The 16,958-nt window shown below is 67.7% G+C and carries 12 protein-coding genes; 6 read left to right on the plus strand and 6 right to left on the minus strand.

Annotated elements, in window-relative coordinates; all coding sequences use genetic code 11:
* Window positions 1–17: 17 nt before the first annotated feature.
* From PQB87_RS19655 to PQB87_RS19670, 4 genes are all read right to left on the minus strand, one after another.
* Window positions 18–692, minus strand: a complete 675-nt coding sequence (locus PQB87_RS19655; RefSeq protein WP_011353990.1) for a TetR/AcrR family transcriptional regulator — start codon at window positions 690–692, stop codon at window positions 18–20.
* A 113-nt stretch (window positions 693–805) separates the two neighbouring features.
* Window positions 806–2,074 (minus strand): NAD(P)/FAD-dependent oxidoreductase, encoded by a 1,269-nt coding sequence (locus PQB87_RS19660; RefSeq protein ID WP_060068368.1) that lies wholly within the window; start codon window positions 2,072–2,074, stop codon window positions 806–808.
* 164 nt (window positions 2,075–2,238) lie between these two features.
* Window positions 2,239–3,819, minus strand: a complete 1,581-nt coding sequence (locus PQB87_RS19665; protein ID WP_431208072.1) for an amino acid permease — start codon at window positions 3,817–3,819, stop codon at window positions 2,239–2,241.
* A 27-nt stretch (window positions 3,820–3,846) separates the two neighbouring features.
* Complete coding sequence (locus PQB87_RS19670; RefSeq protein WP_124628408.1) at window positions 3,847–4,086, minus strand: hypothetical protein; 240 nt, start codon at window positions 4,084–4,086, stop codon at window positions 3,847–3,849.
* 366 nt (window positions 4,087–4,452) lie between these two features.
* Here PQB87_RS19670 and amaB point away from each other — a divergent pair, with 366 nt between their 5' ends.
* Entirely contained in the window at window positions 4,453–5,964 is a 1,512-nt protein-coding gene (gene amaB / locus PQB87_RS19675) for an L-piperidine-6-carboxylate dehydrogenase (protein WP_027790541.1), read from the plus strand.
* A gap of 122 nt (window positions 5,965–6,086) precedes the next feature.
* On the opposite strand, the gene PQB87_RS19680 is transcribed toward amaB, so the two are convergent.
* The gene (locus PQB87_RS19680; protein WP_489243527.1) at window positions 6,087–8,543 is read right to left on the minus strand and encodes a DUF3772 domain-containing protein; all 2,457 of its coding nucleotides are present in this window, start codon (window positions 8,541–8,543) and stop codon (window positions 6,087–6,089) included.
* Between the two features lie 454 nt (window positions 8,544–8,997).
* On the opposite strand from PQB87_RS19680, the gene PQB87_RS19685 reads away from it, so the two are divergent.
* The 4 genes from PQB87_RS19685 (at window position 8,998) to PQB87_RS19700 (ending at window position 14,524) form a co-directional block, all read left to right on the plus strand.
* Window positions 8,998–10,416, plus strand: a complete 1,419-nt coding sequence (locus PQB87_RS19685; protein ID WP_048025425.1) for an MFS transporter — start codon at window positions 8,998–9,000, stop codon at window positions 10,414–10,416.
* A gap of 398 nt (window positions 10,417–10,814) precedes the next feature.
* Window positions 10,815–12,179 (plus strand): hypothetical protein, encoded by a 1,365-nt coding sequence (locus PQB87_RS19690; protein ID WP_489243528.1) that lies wholly within the window; start codon window positions 10,815–10,817, stop codon window positions 12,177–12,179.
* 169 nt (window positions 12,180–12,348) lie between these two features.
* On the plus strand, window positions 12,349–13,461 hold the full coding sequence (locus PQB87_RS19695) for a porin (protein ID WP_489243529.1): 1,113 nt from the start codon (window positions 12,349–12,351) through the stop codon (window positions 13,459–13,461).
* A 10-nt stretch (window positions 13,462–13,471) separates the two neighbouring features.
* Window positions 13,472–14,524, plus strand: a complete 1,053-nt coding sequence (locus PQB87_RS19700) for a nucleoside hydrolase (protein ID WP_059685314.1) — start codon at window positions 13,472–13,474, stop codon at window positions 14,522–14,524.
* 48 nt (window positions 14,525–14,572) lie between these two features.
* Here the strand turns inward: PQB87_RS19700 and PQB87_RS19705 are convergent, their stop codons facing one another.
* Window positions 14,573–15,484 (minus strand): LysR family transcriptional regulator, encoded by a 912-nt coding sequence (locus PQB87_RS19705; RefSeq protein WP_027790547.1) that lies wholly within the window; start codon window positions 15,482–15,484, stop codon window positions 14,573–14,575.
* Between the two features lie 94 nt (window positions 15,485–15,578).
* Here PQB87_RS19705 and PQB87_RS19710 point away from each other — a divergent pair, with 94 nt between their 5' ends.
* Entirely contained in the window at window positions 15,579–16,928 is a 1,350-nt protein-coding gene (locus tag PQB87_RS19710) for an NCS2 family permease (protein WP_021161168.1), read from the plus strand.
* The last annotated feature ends 30 nt before the right edge of the window (window positions 16,929–16,958 follow it).

Genomic DNA, 16,958 nt, shown 5'->3' on the forward strand with positions numbered 1-16,958 from the left:
CCGGCCGCCGCCGTCGCTTATGCGGCGACGTAGCGCAGCACGGCGTCGGCGATCGTGTCGCGATGCCGGGCGCGCAGGCGCGGCGCCGACGGGTCGCGTCCGAACGCGGCGCCGAACGTGTAGCGGTTCGACACGCGGTGGAAGCAGAACGAGCTGATCAGCAGGTGCAGGTCGAATGCGTCGATGTCCTTGCGGAACGCGCCGCTCGCCGCGCCGCGCTCGACCAGTTCCTCGAGCGTCTTGATGATGCTGACGTTGCGGTTCTTGAACGACTTGAGCTGTTCGAGATACTTCGCGCCGTGGATGTTCTCGATCGACACGAGGCGGACGAAGTCGCGATGCTTGTCGTGATAGTCGAACGTGAATTCGACGAGGCGGCGCATGCCTTCGCGCGGCTCCATGTCGCCGACGTGCAGCTCCTGCTCGAGTGCGCGGATGTCGCCGTACACCTTCTCCAGCACGGCCTCGTACAGGCCTTCCTTGCTTTCGAAGTAGTAGTAGAGCATCCGCTTCGTCGTGTTGGTACGCTCGGCGATTGCGTCGACGCGCGCGCCGGCGAGCCCCATCGCGGAGAATTCCTGCGTGGCGACATCGAGGATGTTGCGCTTGGTTTGCTCGGGATCGTATTTGCGCCGCGCATCGGACGGAAGCGCGCGGGTATCGGACGTGGCGGCCTTGCTTCCTGCTTTCATGTGACTTTATTGTGGCTTCGGCGGCGTGGAAAATGCATTCTAGCATGCGGGAAATCCCCGCCCGGCCGACCTTCCGCTCTAATCGGCAGGGCGGTTCCGGCCGCCGCGGCCGCTCAGCGGCGGCAGGACGCGAGCGCGTCGCGGGCCTGGTACGCCGTGTACGTGAGCTGCGCAGCCGCGAGGCCCGCCAGCCCGAACGTGCGCGTGAGCCCGAACGCGTTGAAGCCTTCCGGCACCGGCCGGCCTTCGGCCAGTGCGGCCGCGAGCGCTTCGCCGGCGACCGTGGTCGGCGCCATCCCGTGGCCGCCGAACGCGATCGCGTGCCACACGCCGTCCGCGTCGCGGCCGATCTGCGGCATCTTGTGCCGCGCGTAGCTCATCAGCCCGCCCCACGCGTAGTCGACCTTCACGTCTTCCAGTTGCGGATACACGCGCAGCAGGTCGCGCCGCAGCAGGCGGGCGATCGCGTCGGGGCCGCGGTCGAGCACGGAGATCCGGCCGCCCCACAGGATGCGCGTGTCCTTCAGCGGGCGGTAATAGTCGAACGCGAAACGCGTGTCGTAGATCGCGTACGGTGCGTCGATCGCGTCGGGCAGGCGGTTGCCGAGCGGCTCGGTCGCGATCACGTAGGTCGCGATCGGCAGCACCGCGCGCTCGATGCGCGGCGACACGCCGCGTGCATAGCCGCCGCCGGCGAACACGACGTCCTTCGCGCGCACCGTGCCCTGTGCGGTGCGCACGACGTACCCGGCGCCTTCGCGCGCGATGCCGAGCGCGGCCGAGCGTTCGTACACGCGCGCGCCGCCGCGCGATGCGGCCGCCGCGACGCCGAGCACGTACTTGAGCGGATGGAAGTGGAACGCGTTCGGCTCGAACAGGCCGCCGTAATAGCGCTGCGTTTTCAGCCGCTTGCGCAGCGCGTCCGTCGAAACGGGTTCCCAGTCGACGCCGAGTTCGTCCTTCATCAGCGTGCGCACGCTGTCGAGCCTCGAAGGATCGTCGAACCAGTTCGCGAGCATCACGCCCTGGTCGACGATGTCGCAGTCGATGCCGTAGCGCGCGATCCGCGCGCGGATCAGGTCGACTGCCTCGACGGTGAGCCGGTACAGCCGGCGCCCCTCGTCGCGGCCGAGCGTGCGCAGCAGGTCGGCGTTGTCGAGGCTGTAGCCGCCGAAGACGAAGCCGCCGTTGCGGCCCGATGCGCCGAAGCCGACCCGCTCGCTGTCGAGCACGACGACGTCATGCACGCCGCGCTCGACGAGGCCGAGCGCCGTGCACAGGCCGGCGAGGCCGCCGCCGACGATGCAGACCTGCGTATCGATCGTGCCGGTCAGTTGCGGGTAGGGCTGGCGGGTAACGGTGGCTTCGTAGAAGTTCTGCATGCGATTTCGTTGACTCGTGACGGCGGAAAAACAGGCGGCGCGCGTCGATCTTGCCTGAACGCGCGCGCCGCGTCGAATGGGGGCGCGGGGCACCGGCTGTCGCGACTGGGCGGCGGCCGGTGCGAAGTGGGCTGGTGCGGGCCGGTGCGGGCCGACTCGCGCGGTCAGGTGCCCGGCGTCGGGTTGGCCGGACGGGCGATGTAGCCCGCGTAGCCGGTTTCGGCCTGCGGCGCGGTTTCGGGTGTTGCGTTGCGTTCGATCCACGGCGCGATTTCCATGTCTTCGTAGCGCACGAGGCGGCATTTGCGCACGAGTGCATAGCCGAGCCAGATCGCGAGGAAGAACGGCAGGCCGATGTAGGTCGCGGCGACGCCCACCCAGTCGATCTTGTCGGAGAGGAACGCCTGGTAATCCTGGCCGAGCGCGACGACCGTGCACAACGCGAATGCGAACAGCGGGCCGAACGGGAACCACTTCGACCGGTACGGCAGCTGGTCGAGCCGGTAGCCCTGCTTCAGGAACCCCTTGCGGAACCGGTAGTGGCTGACCGCAATGCCGAGCCACGTGATGAAGCCGGCCATGCCCGACGTGTTCAGCAGCCACAGGTACACGGTCTTGTCGCCGTACAGCGACGTGAGGAAACACAGCGCGCCGACGGCCGTCGTCGCATACAGCGCGTTGCGCGGCACGCCGCCGCGCGACAGCTTCGCGAAGATCTTCGGCGCACGGCCTTCGACCGCGAGGTTGTAGAGCATCCGCGTCGACGCGTACATGCCCGAGTTGCCGGCCGACAGCACGGCCGTGAGGATCACCGCGTTCATCACGCCGGCCGCGAATGCGAGGCCCGCGTGGCGGAACACGAGCGTGAACGGGCTCACGCCGATGTCGGTCACGTCGCTCTTCAGCAGGCTCGGGTCGGTATAGGGGATCAGCACGCCGATCACGAAGATCGCGAGCACGTAGAACAGCAGGATGCGCCAGAAGATCTGCTTCACCGCGCGCGGGATCGTCGTGCGCGGGTTTTCCGATTCGCCGGCCGCGACGCCGATCATTTCGGTGCCCTGGAACGAGAAGCCCGCGATCATCGCGACGCCGAGCATCGTCGCCCAGCCGCCGGCGAACGGCGCGTCGCCGATCGTGAAGTTGCCCCAGCCCGCGCTCGGGCCGCCCTGCATGATCCCGAAGATCATCAGCAGGCCGACGCCGACGAACGCGAGCACCGTCAGCACCTTGATCAGCGCGAACCAGTATTCGGCTTCCCCGAAGCCGCGCACCGACAGCGCGTTGAGCGCGAAGATCAACGTCAGGAACAGCGCGCTCCACCAGACGCCCGGCACGTGCGGGAACCAGTAATGCATCACGAGCTGCGCGGCGACGAGTTCCACCGCCAGCGTCACGGCCCAGCTGTACCAGTAGTTCCAGCCGAGCGCGAAGCCGAAACCTTCGTCGACGAACTTCGCGCCGTAGGTCGCGAACGAGCCCGACACCGGCATGAACGCGGCCATTTCGCCGAGGCTCGTCATCAGGAAATAGACCATCAGGCCGATCACCATGTACGCGAGCATCGCGCCGCCGGGGCCGGCCTGCGAGATCGACGCGCCGGACGCGACGAACAGGCCCGTGCCGATCGAGCCGCCGATCGCGATCATCCGCAGATGGCGTGCCTGCAGTGCACGGTGGAGGGACGGCTTCGCGGGCGGCGAGCCGGACGGACGGGGTGAATCGGGGCGGGCATCTGAATGCATGGCGGGCGCTGGGCGCTGTCTCCGGGATTATTTTTCGGTGACGAAGCGCGACGCGTTGCCGGCGGCGGGCCGGGCAGCGGTGATGCGGTGCGAAAGCGCGCCGGTGAGCCGGGGCGCGGTGCGTGTCGCCTTCGTCAGGCGTCCGGCTGCCGTTGTGGCGGCCGGCGGCGCGCCGGGTGCGTTGCACCTCGACGTCGCAACGATTGTGTGTGCCCGATGCACGGCCGGCAAACGATATTTCCGCACAGGGTGATGCAGGATTGTCATCAACTTGCGTCGTGTTGCGATGTGTCCTCCTGCCCGTCTACGGGCTTTGGGAACGTCCCATATCGGCGCGCAAGCGCATCGGATCGGCGTGCCGAGTTGTTGCGTTTTCGGAATGAAGTCGTGAGTTAATATCAATAGCGGCCCGACTTGTGGCCACCGACAATGTGTTTCATGGATCGTGCCTTGCGAGGCGGGAGCGCGCCGTCCGGCCGGGCTTCCGGCGGTGGCGCGGCGCGATGCGCCGCACGGCGCACCGGGCCTGCCGCGCGGCGCATCCGCTTGCACAGGGCGCGCGAACGCGCTCCAATCGAATCACGCGGGCGGCGCTGCCGCCGCACCGATCAATCTGTCCCTGAAGAGGAAGTGATGCAATTCAACGACATTCTTGCCGCGCTCGATATCGATCTCGCCCAGTGGAAAGGCAATGCGCTGACCGCGCGTTCGCCGCTCGACGGCGCGACGCTCGCGACGCTGGCCGTCGACACGCCCGCCGACGCTGAGCGCAAGATCGACGCCGCGCACGACGCATTCCTCAAGTGGCGCACGGTGCCGGCGCCGGTGCGCGGCGAGTTCGTGCGCGTGTTCGGCAACGTGCTCCGTGAGCACAAGGCCGAACTGGGCCGCCTCGTCACGCTCGAAGCCGGCAAGATCACGTCGGAAGGCCTGGGCGAAGTACAGGAAATGATCGACATCTGCGATTTCGCGGTCGGCCTGTCGCGCCAGCTCTACGGCCTGACGATCGCATCCGAGCGCCCGGGCCACCGGATGATGGAAACGTGGCACCCGATCGGCGTGTGCGGCGTGATCTCGGCGTTCAACTTCCCGGTCGCGGTGTGGGCCTGGAACGCGGCGCTCGCGTTCGTGTGCGGTGATTCGGTCGTGTGGAAGCCGTCCGAGAAGACGCCGCTCACCGCGATCGCGTGCCACGTGCTGCTCGAGAAGGCGCTCCGCGAGTTCGAGAAGACGCATCCGGGCGTCGCGCCGAAGGGCCTGAGCCAGCTGGTGCTCGGCATGCGCGATGTCGGCGAGGTGCTGACGGCGTCGAAGAAGGTGCCGGTCGTCAGCGCGACGGGCAGCGTGCGGATGGGCCAGGAAGTCGCGAAGGTGCTGAGCCAGCGTCTCGCGCGCGGCATCCTCGAACTCGGCGGCAACAACGGGATGATCGTCGCGCCGAGCGCGGACCTGGATCTCGTGGTGCGCGCGGTCACGTTCGCGGCGGTCGGCACGGCCGGCCAGCGCTGCACGACGCTGCGCCGCCTGATCGTGCATCGCAGCCTGGTCGAGCAACTGCTGCCGCGCATCGAGAAGGCCTACACGTCGGTGAAGGTCGGCAACCCGCTTGAAGAAGGCACGCTGGTCGGCCCGCTGGTCGATCGCGCATCGTTCGATGCGATGCAGAAGGCGCTGGGCGATGCACGCGAACAGGGCGGCGAGGTGAAGGGCGGCGAGCGCGTCGACGTCGGTCACGCGGATGCGTACTACGTGCGTCCGGCCATCGTGCGGATGCCGAAGCAATCGGCCGTGGTCGAGCGCGAGACGTTCGCACCGATCCTGTACGTGATGGTCTACGACAACTTCGACGATGCGATCGAACTGCACAACGCGGTGCCGCAAGGCCTGTCGTCGGCGATCTTCACGAACGACATGCGCGAGGCCGAGCAGTTCATGTCGGCAGCGGGCAGCGACTGCGGGATCGTCAACGTGAACATCGGCACGAGCGGCGCGGAGATCGGCGGCGCGTTCGGCGGCGAGAAGGAAACGGGCGGCGGCCGCGAGTCGGGTTCGGATGCGTGGAAGGCGTATATGCGCCGCGCGACGAATACGATCAACTACAGCCGGCAGCTGCCGCTGGCGCAGGGTGTGAAGTTCGACGTGTGAGGCGGGGCGCCCGATATCGGGCGCCGTGCGTGAACGAGAAGGGCCGGTTACCGCGTTGCGGTACCGGCCCTTCGTTTCTTCAGGTGCGGACGGTGGCGCGCGCGATGCGTCTCCATGCGTCGCTATGCGTTGCCTGCCTCTCCGACTGCCGGCATGTTCTGCACGACCAGCATCTGCGGGCTCGACAGCGTGATCCCCGCCGCGCGCAACTGCTTGAGGATCTCGAACAGCAGATCGCTCTTCGTCGAACTCGCGATCCGCGGGCTCGACACGTAGCCCGTCACGCTCAGCGTGATCCCGTCCGGCGTGAGCTGGCTGAACGTGACCGACGGCGCCGGCTTCTCGAGGATCGCCTGGTGCTCGCGGTACGCGTCGAGCAGCAGGTCGCGCACCTGCTCGGGATCGGTGTTCAGCGGGAACGTCAGCACCAGCGTCGCGACGCCCTGCGTGCTGTTGCCCATCGTCACGTTGCGCACGTTCTGCGAGATCAGCTGCGAGTTCGGCACGATCACGGTCGAGCGGTCGCTGAGCTGGATCTCGGTCGCGCGGACGTTGATGCGGCGGATGTCGCCTTCGACGCCCGCGATGCTGACCATGTCGCCGACCTTCACCGGGCGCTCGGTCAGCAGGATCAGCCCGGACACGAAGTTCTTCACGATCTCCTGCAGGCCGAAGCCGATACCCACCGACAACGCGCTGACGATCCACGCGAGGTTGTTCCACCGCACGCCGAGCAGCCCGAGCGTCATCAGCACCAGCAGTACGTAGCCGACGTTGGTGAACAGCGTGATCAGCGACACGCGCATCCCGGTATCCATGCCGAGCGCGGGCATGAACTCGCTGTCGAGCCAGCGTCGCAGCGAGCGCAACAGGTAGAAGCCGATCGCGAACCCGATTACCGCGTTCAGGATCCGGTCGGGCATGATGTTCAGGCTCTGCAGCCGCTGGCTGCCGATCATCGCGACCGCGCTGTCGAGCAGGTCGCCCGGGGTCGTGCCGAAGCCGCCCGTCACCAGCGCGATGGCCGCGATCAGCATCAGCAGGCTCGTTCCGAAGCCGGACAGCACCGTGCGCGCCTGGTCGAGGTGGCGGTCCTCGAGCGCGAACAGGTGCTTGATCTGCTGCCCCGTCGACAGGCTCGACGAGAACAGGCTTTCGCTCGCGTCGCGCGTCAACTGGATCAGGATGTAGGTCGTGCACAGCACGATCTCGAACCACACGAGTTCGTACGTGATGAAGCGTGCAACCGTGATGTAACCGATCAGGAGTGCGATCAACGACGCGACGATCGCGAGCGTGACGCCGGCATGGATCAGCCCGGCGAGCGTCGAGCGCTGTTCGGGCGCCTCACCTGCTGCCGCGAGCGCGGCGCGCGCGCGGTTGGCGCGCAACAGCGACGCGCCGACCGTCAGCGTGACGACGAGCGACACGATGCCGCGACCGAACAGCGTGACCGACAGGCTGGTGTCGACGATCCGGTTGATCGATTCGAGCGTGCCGGACACGAGCAGCAGCGCGGCCAGGATGCCGGGGAACGGCTTCATCGCGAGCGCGACGGGATCGGCGAGCGCGGGGAGGCGCCACGACGGATGCTTCGTGCAGAGCAGTGCGCGGCCGAGCCCGGCGATCAGTGCGCAGGTCGCGGCGAGCTTCGCGAACTGGTCCCACAGATCGGTCAGCCCCGGCGTGAGGTCGTAACGGCGCGCGACGGCGAGGTAAAGGATCTGAACGGCAACGGCGGTGGCCAGCAGGGTCGACAGCGCGATGGACAACGCCAGCGCGCTGCGGCGCAGGCGGGTGGCCGGCAGGCGGTTCACGCATAACCAGGCGAGCCCGCGCTCGAGGAGCCGGCGGCCGCCGAGCCAGGCCGCGATCGCGGCAATCAGCAGCAGCGCGGTGATCGCCTTTTGTCCGGGTACCCACGACGAGCGCAGCATGTCGCGGATTTCTTCGTCGAAGTCCCTGAGCCGCTGGGTATCGTCCGGCGAAAGATGGAACAGCGGCAGCCAGAACTGCGCGCTGAAAATGCCGCCCGAACGGAACGCGAGCTGGTTCTTCAGCAGGCCGCGATGCAGCTTCGCGAACTGTTCGGCGAGGTTCGTGAGGTTGGTCTTCTGGTCGGCGGCCTGCTTCAGCGCCGCATCGAGCTGCGTCTTGCGCGCGTCAAGCGTGGCCCGTTGTTTCGCGACGGCTGCCGTTTCGGGCGCGGCGCCCTCGGCGGGCGGCGGCCCGAGCACGTCGAGCTGTGCCTGAATCTGCGCGCGTTGGGGCGTGAGATCGCTTTGCAGTTTCACGACGTCGGTACTCAGCTCCTGCGCCGAGTCGTCGAGCGCGTCCAGCTCCTTGCTGCTCGACGCGGTCGAAGTCTGCTGCTTGATGCGGTCGAGCTCGACCTGCATCTGCTTGAGCTGCGCGATGGCGTCGGGCAGCGAGATGGCGGGCACGGGCGCGCCGACGCCGCTTGCGCCCGGGGCGGAAGCGGCCTCCGGAAACGCCGACGCGGTTGCGATCGCCGCGAACTGCAGCAATGCGATCAGCGCGATCCGGCAAGCGTACGTGGATAGTCGTTGTATGGACATGGAATGCTTACGATTTGCCGACAAGGCCGGGCGCCGAAAGGTGCCCGGAAGCCGGTGGTTGGCCCGGTAGCATGTTACCGGGGTGTGGAACGCGTGGTTGTACTGATTGCGTACCCCGTTTGTGGAGATTCCGGCGGCGTGCGGCCGAGCGAAACGGCGCATCAGGCCCGGACGGTGGGGCCTGCGCCGCCGCGATGCGTCGCCGGGTCGCCGTTCCTGCGCGTTTTCCGTACCCGACAGACGGTTACGAAAGTTACACGTTGGTCCGCCCAAAAATGAGGCACCCGAATCGGTTCGACGTACGGCGTGCAGCCGGCCCGTCGTCGCGCGCCGGATATCGGGGCCGGGGTGCGCTCGCGTCGGACGGACGTGCCGGTACAATGCAGCGATTCGCCCGACGGCGGCTCGAAGGTCGCCGGACAACAACACGACACGAACAGGAGACGCGCCCAAGATGGCCTCAACGGACAGCCTTTCGCAGGCACCCGCCCAATCCCCTCCCGTCGACCCCGGCTCCATCTCGGCCCGCCTCGACCGCCTGCCGCCCACGCGTACCGTCTGGAAGCTCGTCGTCCTGCTGAGCCTCGGCTTCTTCTTCGAGCTCTACGACCTGCTCTACAGCGGCTACGTCGCGCCCGGCCTCGTGAAAAGCGGCATCCTCTCCGCGACGACGCATGGCCTGTTCGGCACCACGGGCGTCGCGAGCTTCATCGCCGCGCTGTTCTCGGGCCTCTTCATCGGCACGATCGCATGCGGCTTCCTCGCCGACCGCTTCGGCCGCCGCGCGATCTTCACGTGGTCGCTGCTGTGGTACACGGCCGCCAACGTCGTGATGGCGTTCCAGGACACCGCGGCCGGGCTTAACTTCTGGCGCTTCGTCGTCGGTCTCGGCCTCGGCGTCGAGATGGTGACGATCGGCACGTACATCTCCGAGCTCGTACCGAAGCAGATCCGCGGCCGCGCATTCGCGTGCGAGCAGGCGGTCGGGTTCGTCGCGGTGCCGGTGGTCGCGTTTCTCGCCTACCTGCTCGTGCCGCACGCACCGTTCGGCCTCGACGGCTGGCGCTGGGTCGTGCTGATCGGCGCGCACGGCGCGCTGTTCGTGTGGTGGATTCGCCGCGAACTGCCGGAAAGCCCGCGCTGGCTCGCGCAGCAGGGCCGGGTCGACGAAGCCGACCGCATCATGCGCGCGCTCGAGGCGAAGGTCGAAGCCGAATACGGACGGCCGCTGCCGCCGCCGGCGCCCGCCGAGCCCGTGCCGCCGCGCGGCAGCTTCCGCGACATGTGGGTGCAGCCGTATCGCAACCGCACGATCATGATGACGATCTTCAACGTGTTCCAGACGGTCGGCTTCTACGGCTTCGCGAACTGGGTGCCGACGCTGCTGATCAAGCAGGGCATCACGATCACGTCGAGCCTGATGTATTCGAGCGTGATCGCGCTCGCCGCACCGGTCGGCCCGCTGATCGGCCTCGTGATCGCCGACCGCTTCGAGCGCAAGTCGGTAATCGTCGCGATGGCGGCGGCGATCGTCGTGTGCGGGCTGCTGTTCAGCCAGACGACGGTCGGCGCATTCCTGATCGTGCTCGGCATCGGCCTCACGCTCGCCAGCAACATCATGTCGTACAGCTTCCACGCGTATCAGGCCGAGCTGTTCCCGACGTCGATCCGCGCACGGGCCGTCGGCTTCGTCTATTCGTGGAGCCGCTTCTCGGCGATCTTCTCGTCGTTCGTGATCGCGGCCGTGCTGAAGGGCTTCGGCACCTTCGGCGTGTTCGCGTTCATCGCGGGCGCGATGGTGATCGTGATGGCCGCGATCGGGCTCATGGGGCCGCGCACGAAGGGTATCGCGCTCGAAGCCATCTCGAAGTGACCGGTGATCGTGCACGCGTGTCGCACGGTTCGTGCTGCATGCGTGCAGTGCGATCGCATCGCACTGCGCGGCCGGTGTGTACGGCTCGTCGGGAATGATCCGGTTTCCGAATCGATTCGGCGAAGCCATCGCACCGCGGCGAAAAAGCAGCGCCCTTTGTCGGACTCGAATGTTCAACCAGCGAGATTGCCATGCATCGAAAGATGCGTGCGGAAACGAGTTGAAACAAAGCGTGACGAAGCGCAAATTCGCCATGAAACCACGATTTGCGTCGCTGAAGATTCATGCGCGGACGCGTAGAATGAAGGGCCTGACGACTCATTAGCCGCCATCGGACCGTACGCGTTGCATCGGCGAACGGCTCCGCCGCGAAGAGGCGTCGGCGCCGGGCGCACACGATGCGCCGGACGTGTCGATGGCTCGCGCGGAAGATGCGCCGCCCGCAACAGCAGCATGCGGCGGCCGGATCGGCCGATGGCTTCGAACGTATGATGCTTTTCAGCCTGACGCGGCGAATGTCGAAGTCGCGTTGCCGTACCCGCACAGTCGCCGCGTATGTGTCGCTCGCTGTTGCCCTGATCGTTCCCGTGCTCGCCGGGCAGCCTGCGTTTGCCGCGTCCGCCCCTTCGTCGTCCGTTGCTCCGTCATCCTCATCAGTTGCGTCGCCCGCGTCGGTGGTGTCTCATGCGCATCGAAGCTCGCCTGCGCATGCGCCGTTGGGGGCGTCGGCCGGACAGCCCGCGTCTGCAGCGTCGCACGAGCGTCATGCGGAGCCTGCCAGCGCGGCATCGGGTGCATCGACTGCTTCCGGCACTTCCGCTGCCGACGTCGCCTCAGCCGCTTCCGCCGCTTCCGCCGCTTCCGCCGCTTCCGCCGCATCCGCCGCATCCGCCGCCGCGCCCGCTTCCGCCACCGCCGCGGGCGAGGCCGAAGCACCCGCGCCGACACCGCCACGCCGACATCCGCCGCTATCGGCCGAAGAAGCAAAAAATGCGACGGCGCGCGCGGTCGACATGCGCAAGCGCTTCACGCAGGAAGTCACGCGGCGCCTGAACGTGCCGGCAAGCGAGCAGCGCGCCTACGGCCAGCGGCTCCAGGAGGCGCTCACCGATGCGGATCTCGGCGACCTCGCCGGCGAATACGTCGCGATGGTCGACCGCGCGCCGAACGTGCAGGCGCTCTTCATCTACTTCCGTGCAACGCCGGCCAACGCGTGGCTGATGATCGGCGCATCGCCGGTCGGCACCGGGCTGCCGGGCAAGTACGACCATTTCCTGACGCCGCTCGGCGTGTTCCATCACTCGCCCGACAACATGGATTTCCGCGCGGAAGGCACGACGAACGAGAACGGCATTCGCGGCTACGGCCGCCGCGACATGCGCATCTACGACTTCGGCTGGGTGGACGGCGAGCGCGGCTGGGGCAAGGGCGGCGTGTCGCCGATGCGCTTCCAGATGCATGCGACCGATCCCGACCGGCTCGAAGCGCTGCTCGGCATCCGGCACTCGAAGGGCTGCGTGCGGATTCCCGCGTCGCTGAACACGTTCTTCGATCGGCACGGCCTGCTCGACGACGATTACCAGGCGCGTGTCGAGGCCGGCAAGTCGTTGTGGGTGCTGCGTCGCGACCGCGACATCACGCCGATCGCGGGCCGTTATCTGGTCGTGGTCGACAGCGCGCGCAAGACCCGCCCGGCCTGGGCGCCGATGCCGGGGCGCAACGCGTGGTCGAAGGTGCCGAAGGGCGGCGACACGGCGGATTGACCGCCGGTTCGCAGGGCTGACGGCCGCGGGCGATGCCGGGGTGAGAATAAATCCGTTTTATTGATACATAAGAAAAGCAAACTTTTATTATCCGATCCGGGTTCGTATAGTCGAGGCCAGTTTCGCGGAACCCTGCCGCGCCTGGACCACCACCGATCACACGACCCGCATGAAAACTCTCTACAAGCTCGCCCCGCTCGCGATGCTCGGCGCCTTCGCGACGCATGCCTGTGCGCAAAGCAGCATCACGCTGTACGGTCTCATCTCGGCCGGTGTCGGGTTCGCGACCAACCAGGGCGGCAAGAACGCCTGGCAGGCGTTGTCCGGCACGAACCAGAACCCGCGCTGGGGGCTGAAGGGCAAGGAGGATCTCGGGCAGGGGCTGTCCGCGATCTTCCAGCTGGAGAACGGCTTCAACGTGATGACGGGCACGGCCGCGCAGAACGGCCGCGAGTTCGGGCGGATGGCCTACGTCGGCCTTGCCGACCGCACCTACGGCTCGCTGACGTTCGGCCGCCAGTACGATGCGATCCACGACTACATCGGGCCGGTGATCATCGCGAGCAACGGCGTGAACATCGGCGACAACGACAACGGCTACAACGACATCCGCGTGCAGAACTCGGTGAAGTACGTGAGCCCGGTGTACCACGGCCTGAAATTCACCGCGCTGTACGGCTTCAGCAACGCGACGGGTTTCGCGAACAACAGCGCCTACAGCTTCGGGCTCGGCTACGAGCAGGGCCCGCTGCGCTGGAGCGCGGTCTACGCGCAGTACAACCACCCTTACAGCGCGACGAACCAGGACGGCGCGATCGCGAACGACTACGCGTCGCCGCTGCTGATCTTCAGCAAGAGCGCGATGACGCCCGCGGCTTACGCCAGCCGGCAGCGGATCGCGGGCACCGGCGGTTTCTACACGATCGGCCGCGCGCAGTTCGCCGCGATGTTTACCGACGTGCGCTACGATTACCTCGACAATTCGCACCTGCACCTGCAGAACCTCGGCGTGAACGTCGTCTACACGATGACACCGCAGCTCTTTCTCGGCGCCGCGTATGCGTTCACGAACGGCAAGTACGACGTGATCGACAAGCGGCCGAAATGGCACCAGGTGAACCTGCAGGGCGATTATTACCTGTCGAAACGCACCGACGTCGCGCTGACGGTGATCGCGCAGCAGGCGGCCGGCGACGCGGACCATGCGCAGATCTTCGCGTATGCGCGCTCGACCGGCACGCGCCAGATGATGGCGACGCTCGGCGTCCGGCACGTTTTCTGAGCGCCCGACCATGACCCATCCGATCGCATCCCGCCGCACCTTCCTGAAACTGTCCGCCGCGCTGGCCGGCACCGCGCTGCTGCCCGAGACGGGCGCGTTCGCCGCCGGCGGCGATGCCGCGCGCCGCACGGTGATCATCGATACCGACCCGGGGCAGGACGACGCCATCGCGATCCTGTTCGCGCTGGGCGCGCAGGACCGCCTCGACGTGCGCGCGCTGACCGCCGTCGCGGGCAACGTGCCGCTCGACCTGACCGAACGCAATGCGCGGATCATCCGCGACTGGGCCGGCCGCACGAAGACGCTGCCGGTCTACGCGGGCTGTCCGCGGCCGCTCGTGCGCGAGCTCGTGACGGCCGCGAACGTGCACGGCAAGACGGGGCTCGAAGGCGTCGAGCTGCCCGCGCCGCGCGCGCCGCTTGCCGCCGGCCACGCGGTGTCGTATCTCGTCGATACGCTGAGCCGCGCGGCGCCGAACAGCGTGACGCTGTGCGCGCTCGGCCCGCTGACGAACGTCGCGACCGCGCTGGTCGAGGCGCCGCAGATTCGCGGTGCACTGCGCGAGATCGTGCTGATGGGCGGCGCGTTCTTCGAGCGCGGCAACATCACGCCGGCCGCCGAGTTCAACATCTATGTCGATCCGCAGGCGGCCGAAGTCGTGTTCGGCAGCGGCGTGCCGATCGTCGTGCTGCCGCGCGATGTCGCGGTGAAGGCGCCGATCACGCCGGCGCGCGTCGCGCCGTTCCGTGCGCTCGGCAACCGCTGCGGCGCGATCGTCGCGGACATCATGGATGCCGAACTCGCATACAACAAGAAGCGGCGCGGCGCTGAGGACGCACCGATGTACGACCCGACCGCGGTCGGCTACCTCGTCGATCCGACGCTGTTCGGCGGGCGCAAGGTGAACGTGATGGTCGAGACGACCGGGCAGTGGACGCTCGGCGAGACCGTCGTCGACTGGAACGGGCGCAGCGGCCGCGCGGCGAACGCGACGTGGATCAACGAGGTCGACGCGGACCGCTTCTATGCGACGCTCGTCGAGCGTATCGCGAAGCTGCCCTGAGCGCGGGCGCTCATGCGGCGAACGGCGAACCGCAATCGGTCGACGCAATCAGATGTGCTTCGCAATCCACTCGCGGCATGTACGCACGTGCGGGCCGCGATCGTCGCCGGCGAGCGAGATCAGCGAGATCGCGCGCGTGACGCGCGGCTTGTCGACGCGCAGCGCAACGAGTTCGGGATCGTGCAGATGCATCGTATAGAGGCTCGGCAGCACGGCGGTCGCGAGGCCGTTGCGCGCGAGCGCGTAGAGCGGCTCGGTGTATTCCATCCGGTACGTGACGTTCAGGCGCAGCTTCTCGGCGCCGCCGGTGCGATGCAGCGATTCGCTGACGCTGCCGCGCACGAACACCGCGAGCTCGCGATCGACGAGCTTCGCCCACGTGACGCTTTTCGCGCGGGCGAGCGGATCGTCGTGCCGCACGACGATCACGATCTCGTCCTCGAACAGCTGCCGGTAGCGCAGCGTGCCGTCGTCGCTGTCGGGTTCGCGTACGCCGATGCCGAGATCCGCGACGCTGTCGCGCACGGCTTCGACGAGTGCGCTGTTGGGCAGGTCGGTGAGCGTGAAGCGCAGCGTCGGGTGGGCATCGCGCAGTGCGTTGAGCGCGGGCAGCAGGCGGCCGGCGACCGACGGGATGAACGCGATGCGCACGGTCTGGATGCGTTCGCCGATGAGCCGCGTCATGTCGTCGAAGGTGCCGCGTGCCTGGTTGAGCAGGCGTTCGGCGAGCGGCAGCACGGCTTCGCCAGCGGTGGTGAGCGTGAGCCGGTGCGCGGAACGCGCGAACAGGCGCCCGCCGAGCAGGAACTCGATCTGGCGGATCGACGCGGTGAGCGCGGGCTGCGTGAGCGACAGCGCCTGCGCGGCCTGCGTGAAGCTGCGTGCGTGGGCGAGCACGACGAAGTGCTGGACCTGCCGCAGCGTGAGCGCGGGCAGCAGCGACGAGCGGTCGGACGACATCGGGCAATAACGGTCGGGATGCGGTACGCGGCAGTATAAGACCGCGCTGCGTGTATCGACACAGGACAATATTCGGAATCACAGGAGAACCACCATGTCAGCGACTGACACGATGCCGGCGCGCGCGCCGGCCAACTGGCTCGAACGCCGCTTCGCGCTCGCCGCGCGCGGCACGAGCGTGCGCACCGAGACGATCGCGGGCGTCACGTCGTTTCTCGCGGCCGCGTACCTGCTCGTCGTGATCCCGTCGCTGCTCGCGACGGGCGGCATGGAGCGCGGCGCGGCGACGACCGCGACGATCGTCGTGTTCGTGCTGTTCACGACGCTGATGGGGCTCTACGCGAACCTGCCGTTCCTGGTCGGCCCCGGCATCGGCGGCTCGGTGATCATCGGCGTGACGCTCGCGACGACGGAGCATGTGGGCTGGCAGACGGGCCTCGGCATCGCGTGCGTGTCCGGCATCCTGTTCTTCCTGCTGACGATTCTCGGTGCACGCGGCGTCGTGATGAAGCTGATACCGGTGCAGATCAAGCTCGGGCTCGGCGCGTCGATCGGGCTGTTCGTGACGATGCTCGGGTTGCGCAATGCGGGGATGGTCGTCGCGAACGCGAAGACCAACGCGTTCGCGCTCGGCGATTTCTCGCGGCCGGGTGCGCTCGTCGCGCTGATCGGCCTGGCGGTCGCGATCGTGCTGCAGGCACGCAAGGTGCCCGGCGCGATCCTGATCGCGATCCTCGTCGCGGCAGCGGCGGGCGTGCCGCTCGGCGTCACGCATCTGCCCGCGTCGTTCGTGTCGCTGCCGCACAGCATCGCGCCGATCGCGTTCAAGCTCGACATCGGCAGCGCGTTGAGCCTCGCGGCCGCGCCGTACCTGTTCGCGTTCTTCGCGGCGGAATTCTTCTCGACGCTCGGCACCGCGCTCGCGGTCGGCGCGAAGGCGAACCTGCTCGACGAACAGGGCAACCTGCCGAACATCAACCGGCCGTTCCTCGTCGATTCGCTCGCGGCGACGATCGGGCCCGTGTTCGGCATTCCCGCGCTGACCGCGCTGATCGAATCGGCGGCAGGCGTCGAGGCCGGCGGCCGCAGCGGGCTGTCGTCGCTGGCCGCGGCCGTGCTGTTCGCCGCGATGCTGCTGTTCGTGCCGGTTGCGCTCGCGATCCCGAAAGAGGCGACCGCGCCGGCGTTGATCCTGATCGGGCTGTCGATGTTCGCAACGATCCGCCATACGCATTTCGACGACTTCACCGATGCGCTGCCCGTGATGTCGATGGTGCTGCTCACGCTGATGTCGAACAGTTTCGGCACCGGCATCGCAGGTGGGCTGCTGTGCTACGTGCTCGTCAAGCTGCTGGCCGGCCGCCGGCGCGACGTGTCGTGGGGGCTCGTCGTGCTCGCGCTGCCGCTCGGCTATTACTTCTGGACCGTCGTGAAGCCGCACTGAGAGACGGCTTTCGCGACGTATCGGCACTAC

It is taken from the genome of Burkholderia sp. KL41 (genome assembly GCF_057005415.2).

What these genes read in the sequence shown, in the direction of transcription:
- PQB87_RS19680 (WP_489243527.1), bottom strand. Translation starts at nt 8,543, where the DNA reads ATGTCCATACAACGACTATCCACGTACGCTTGCCGGATCGCGCTGATC.
- PQB87_RS19700 (WP_059685314.1), top strand. Translation starts at nt 13,472, where the DNA reads ATGACCCATCCGATCGCATCCCGCCGCACCTTCCTGAAACTGTCCGCC.
- PQB87_RS19695 (WP_489243529.1), top strand. Translation starts at nt 12,349, where the DNA reads ATGAAAACTCTCTACAAGCTCGCCCCGCTCGCGATGCTCGGCGCCTTC.
- PQB87_RS19665 (WP_431208072.1), bottom strand. Translation starts at nt 3,819, where the DNA reads ATGCATTCAGATGCCCGCCCCGATTCACCCCGTCCGTCCGGCTCGCCG.
- PQB87_RS19670 (WP_124628408.1), bottom strand. Translation starts at nt 4,086, where the DNA reads ATGACAATCCTGCATCACCCTGTGCGGAAATATCGTTTGCCGGCCGTG.
- PQB87_RS19655 (WP_011353990.1), bottom strand. Translation starts at nt 692, where the DNA reads ATGAAAGCAGGAAGCAAGGCCGCCACGTCCGATACCCGCGCGCTTCCG.
- PQB87_RS19690 (WP_489243528.1), top strand. Translation starts at nt 10,815, where the DNA reads ATGCGCCGGACGTGTCGATGGCTCGCGCGGAAGATGCGCCGCCCGCAA.
- PQB87_RS19685 (WP_048025425.1), top strand. Translation starts at nt 8,998, where the DNA reads ATGGCCTCAACGGACAGCCTTTCGCAGGCACCCGCCCAATCCCCTCCC.
- PQB87_RS19705 (WP_027790547.1), bottom strand. Translation starts at nt 15,484, where the DNA reads ATGTCGTCCGACCGCTCGTCGCTGCTGCCCGCGCTCACGCTGCGGCAG.
- PQB87_RS19660 (WP_060068368.1), bottom strand. Translation starts at nt 2,074, where the DNA reads ATGCAGAACTTCTACGAAGCCACCGTTACCCGCCAGCCCTACCCGCAA.
- PQB87_RS19710 (WP_021161168.1), top strand. Translation starts at nt 15,579, where the DNA reads ATGTCAGCGACTGACACGATGCCGGCGCGCGCGCCGGCCAACTGGCTC.
- amaB (WP_027790541.1), top strand. Translation starts at nt 4,453, where the DNA reads ATGCAATTCAACGACATTCTTGCCGCGCTCGATATCGATCTCGCCCAG.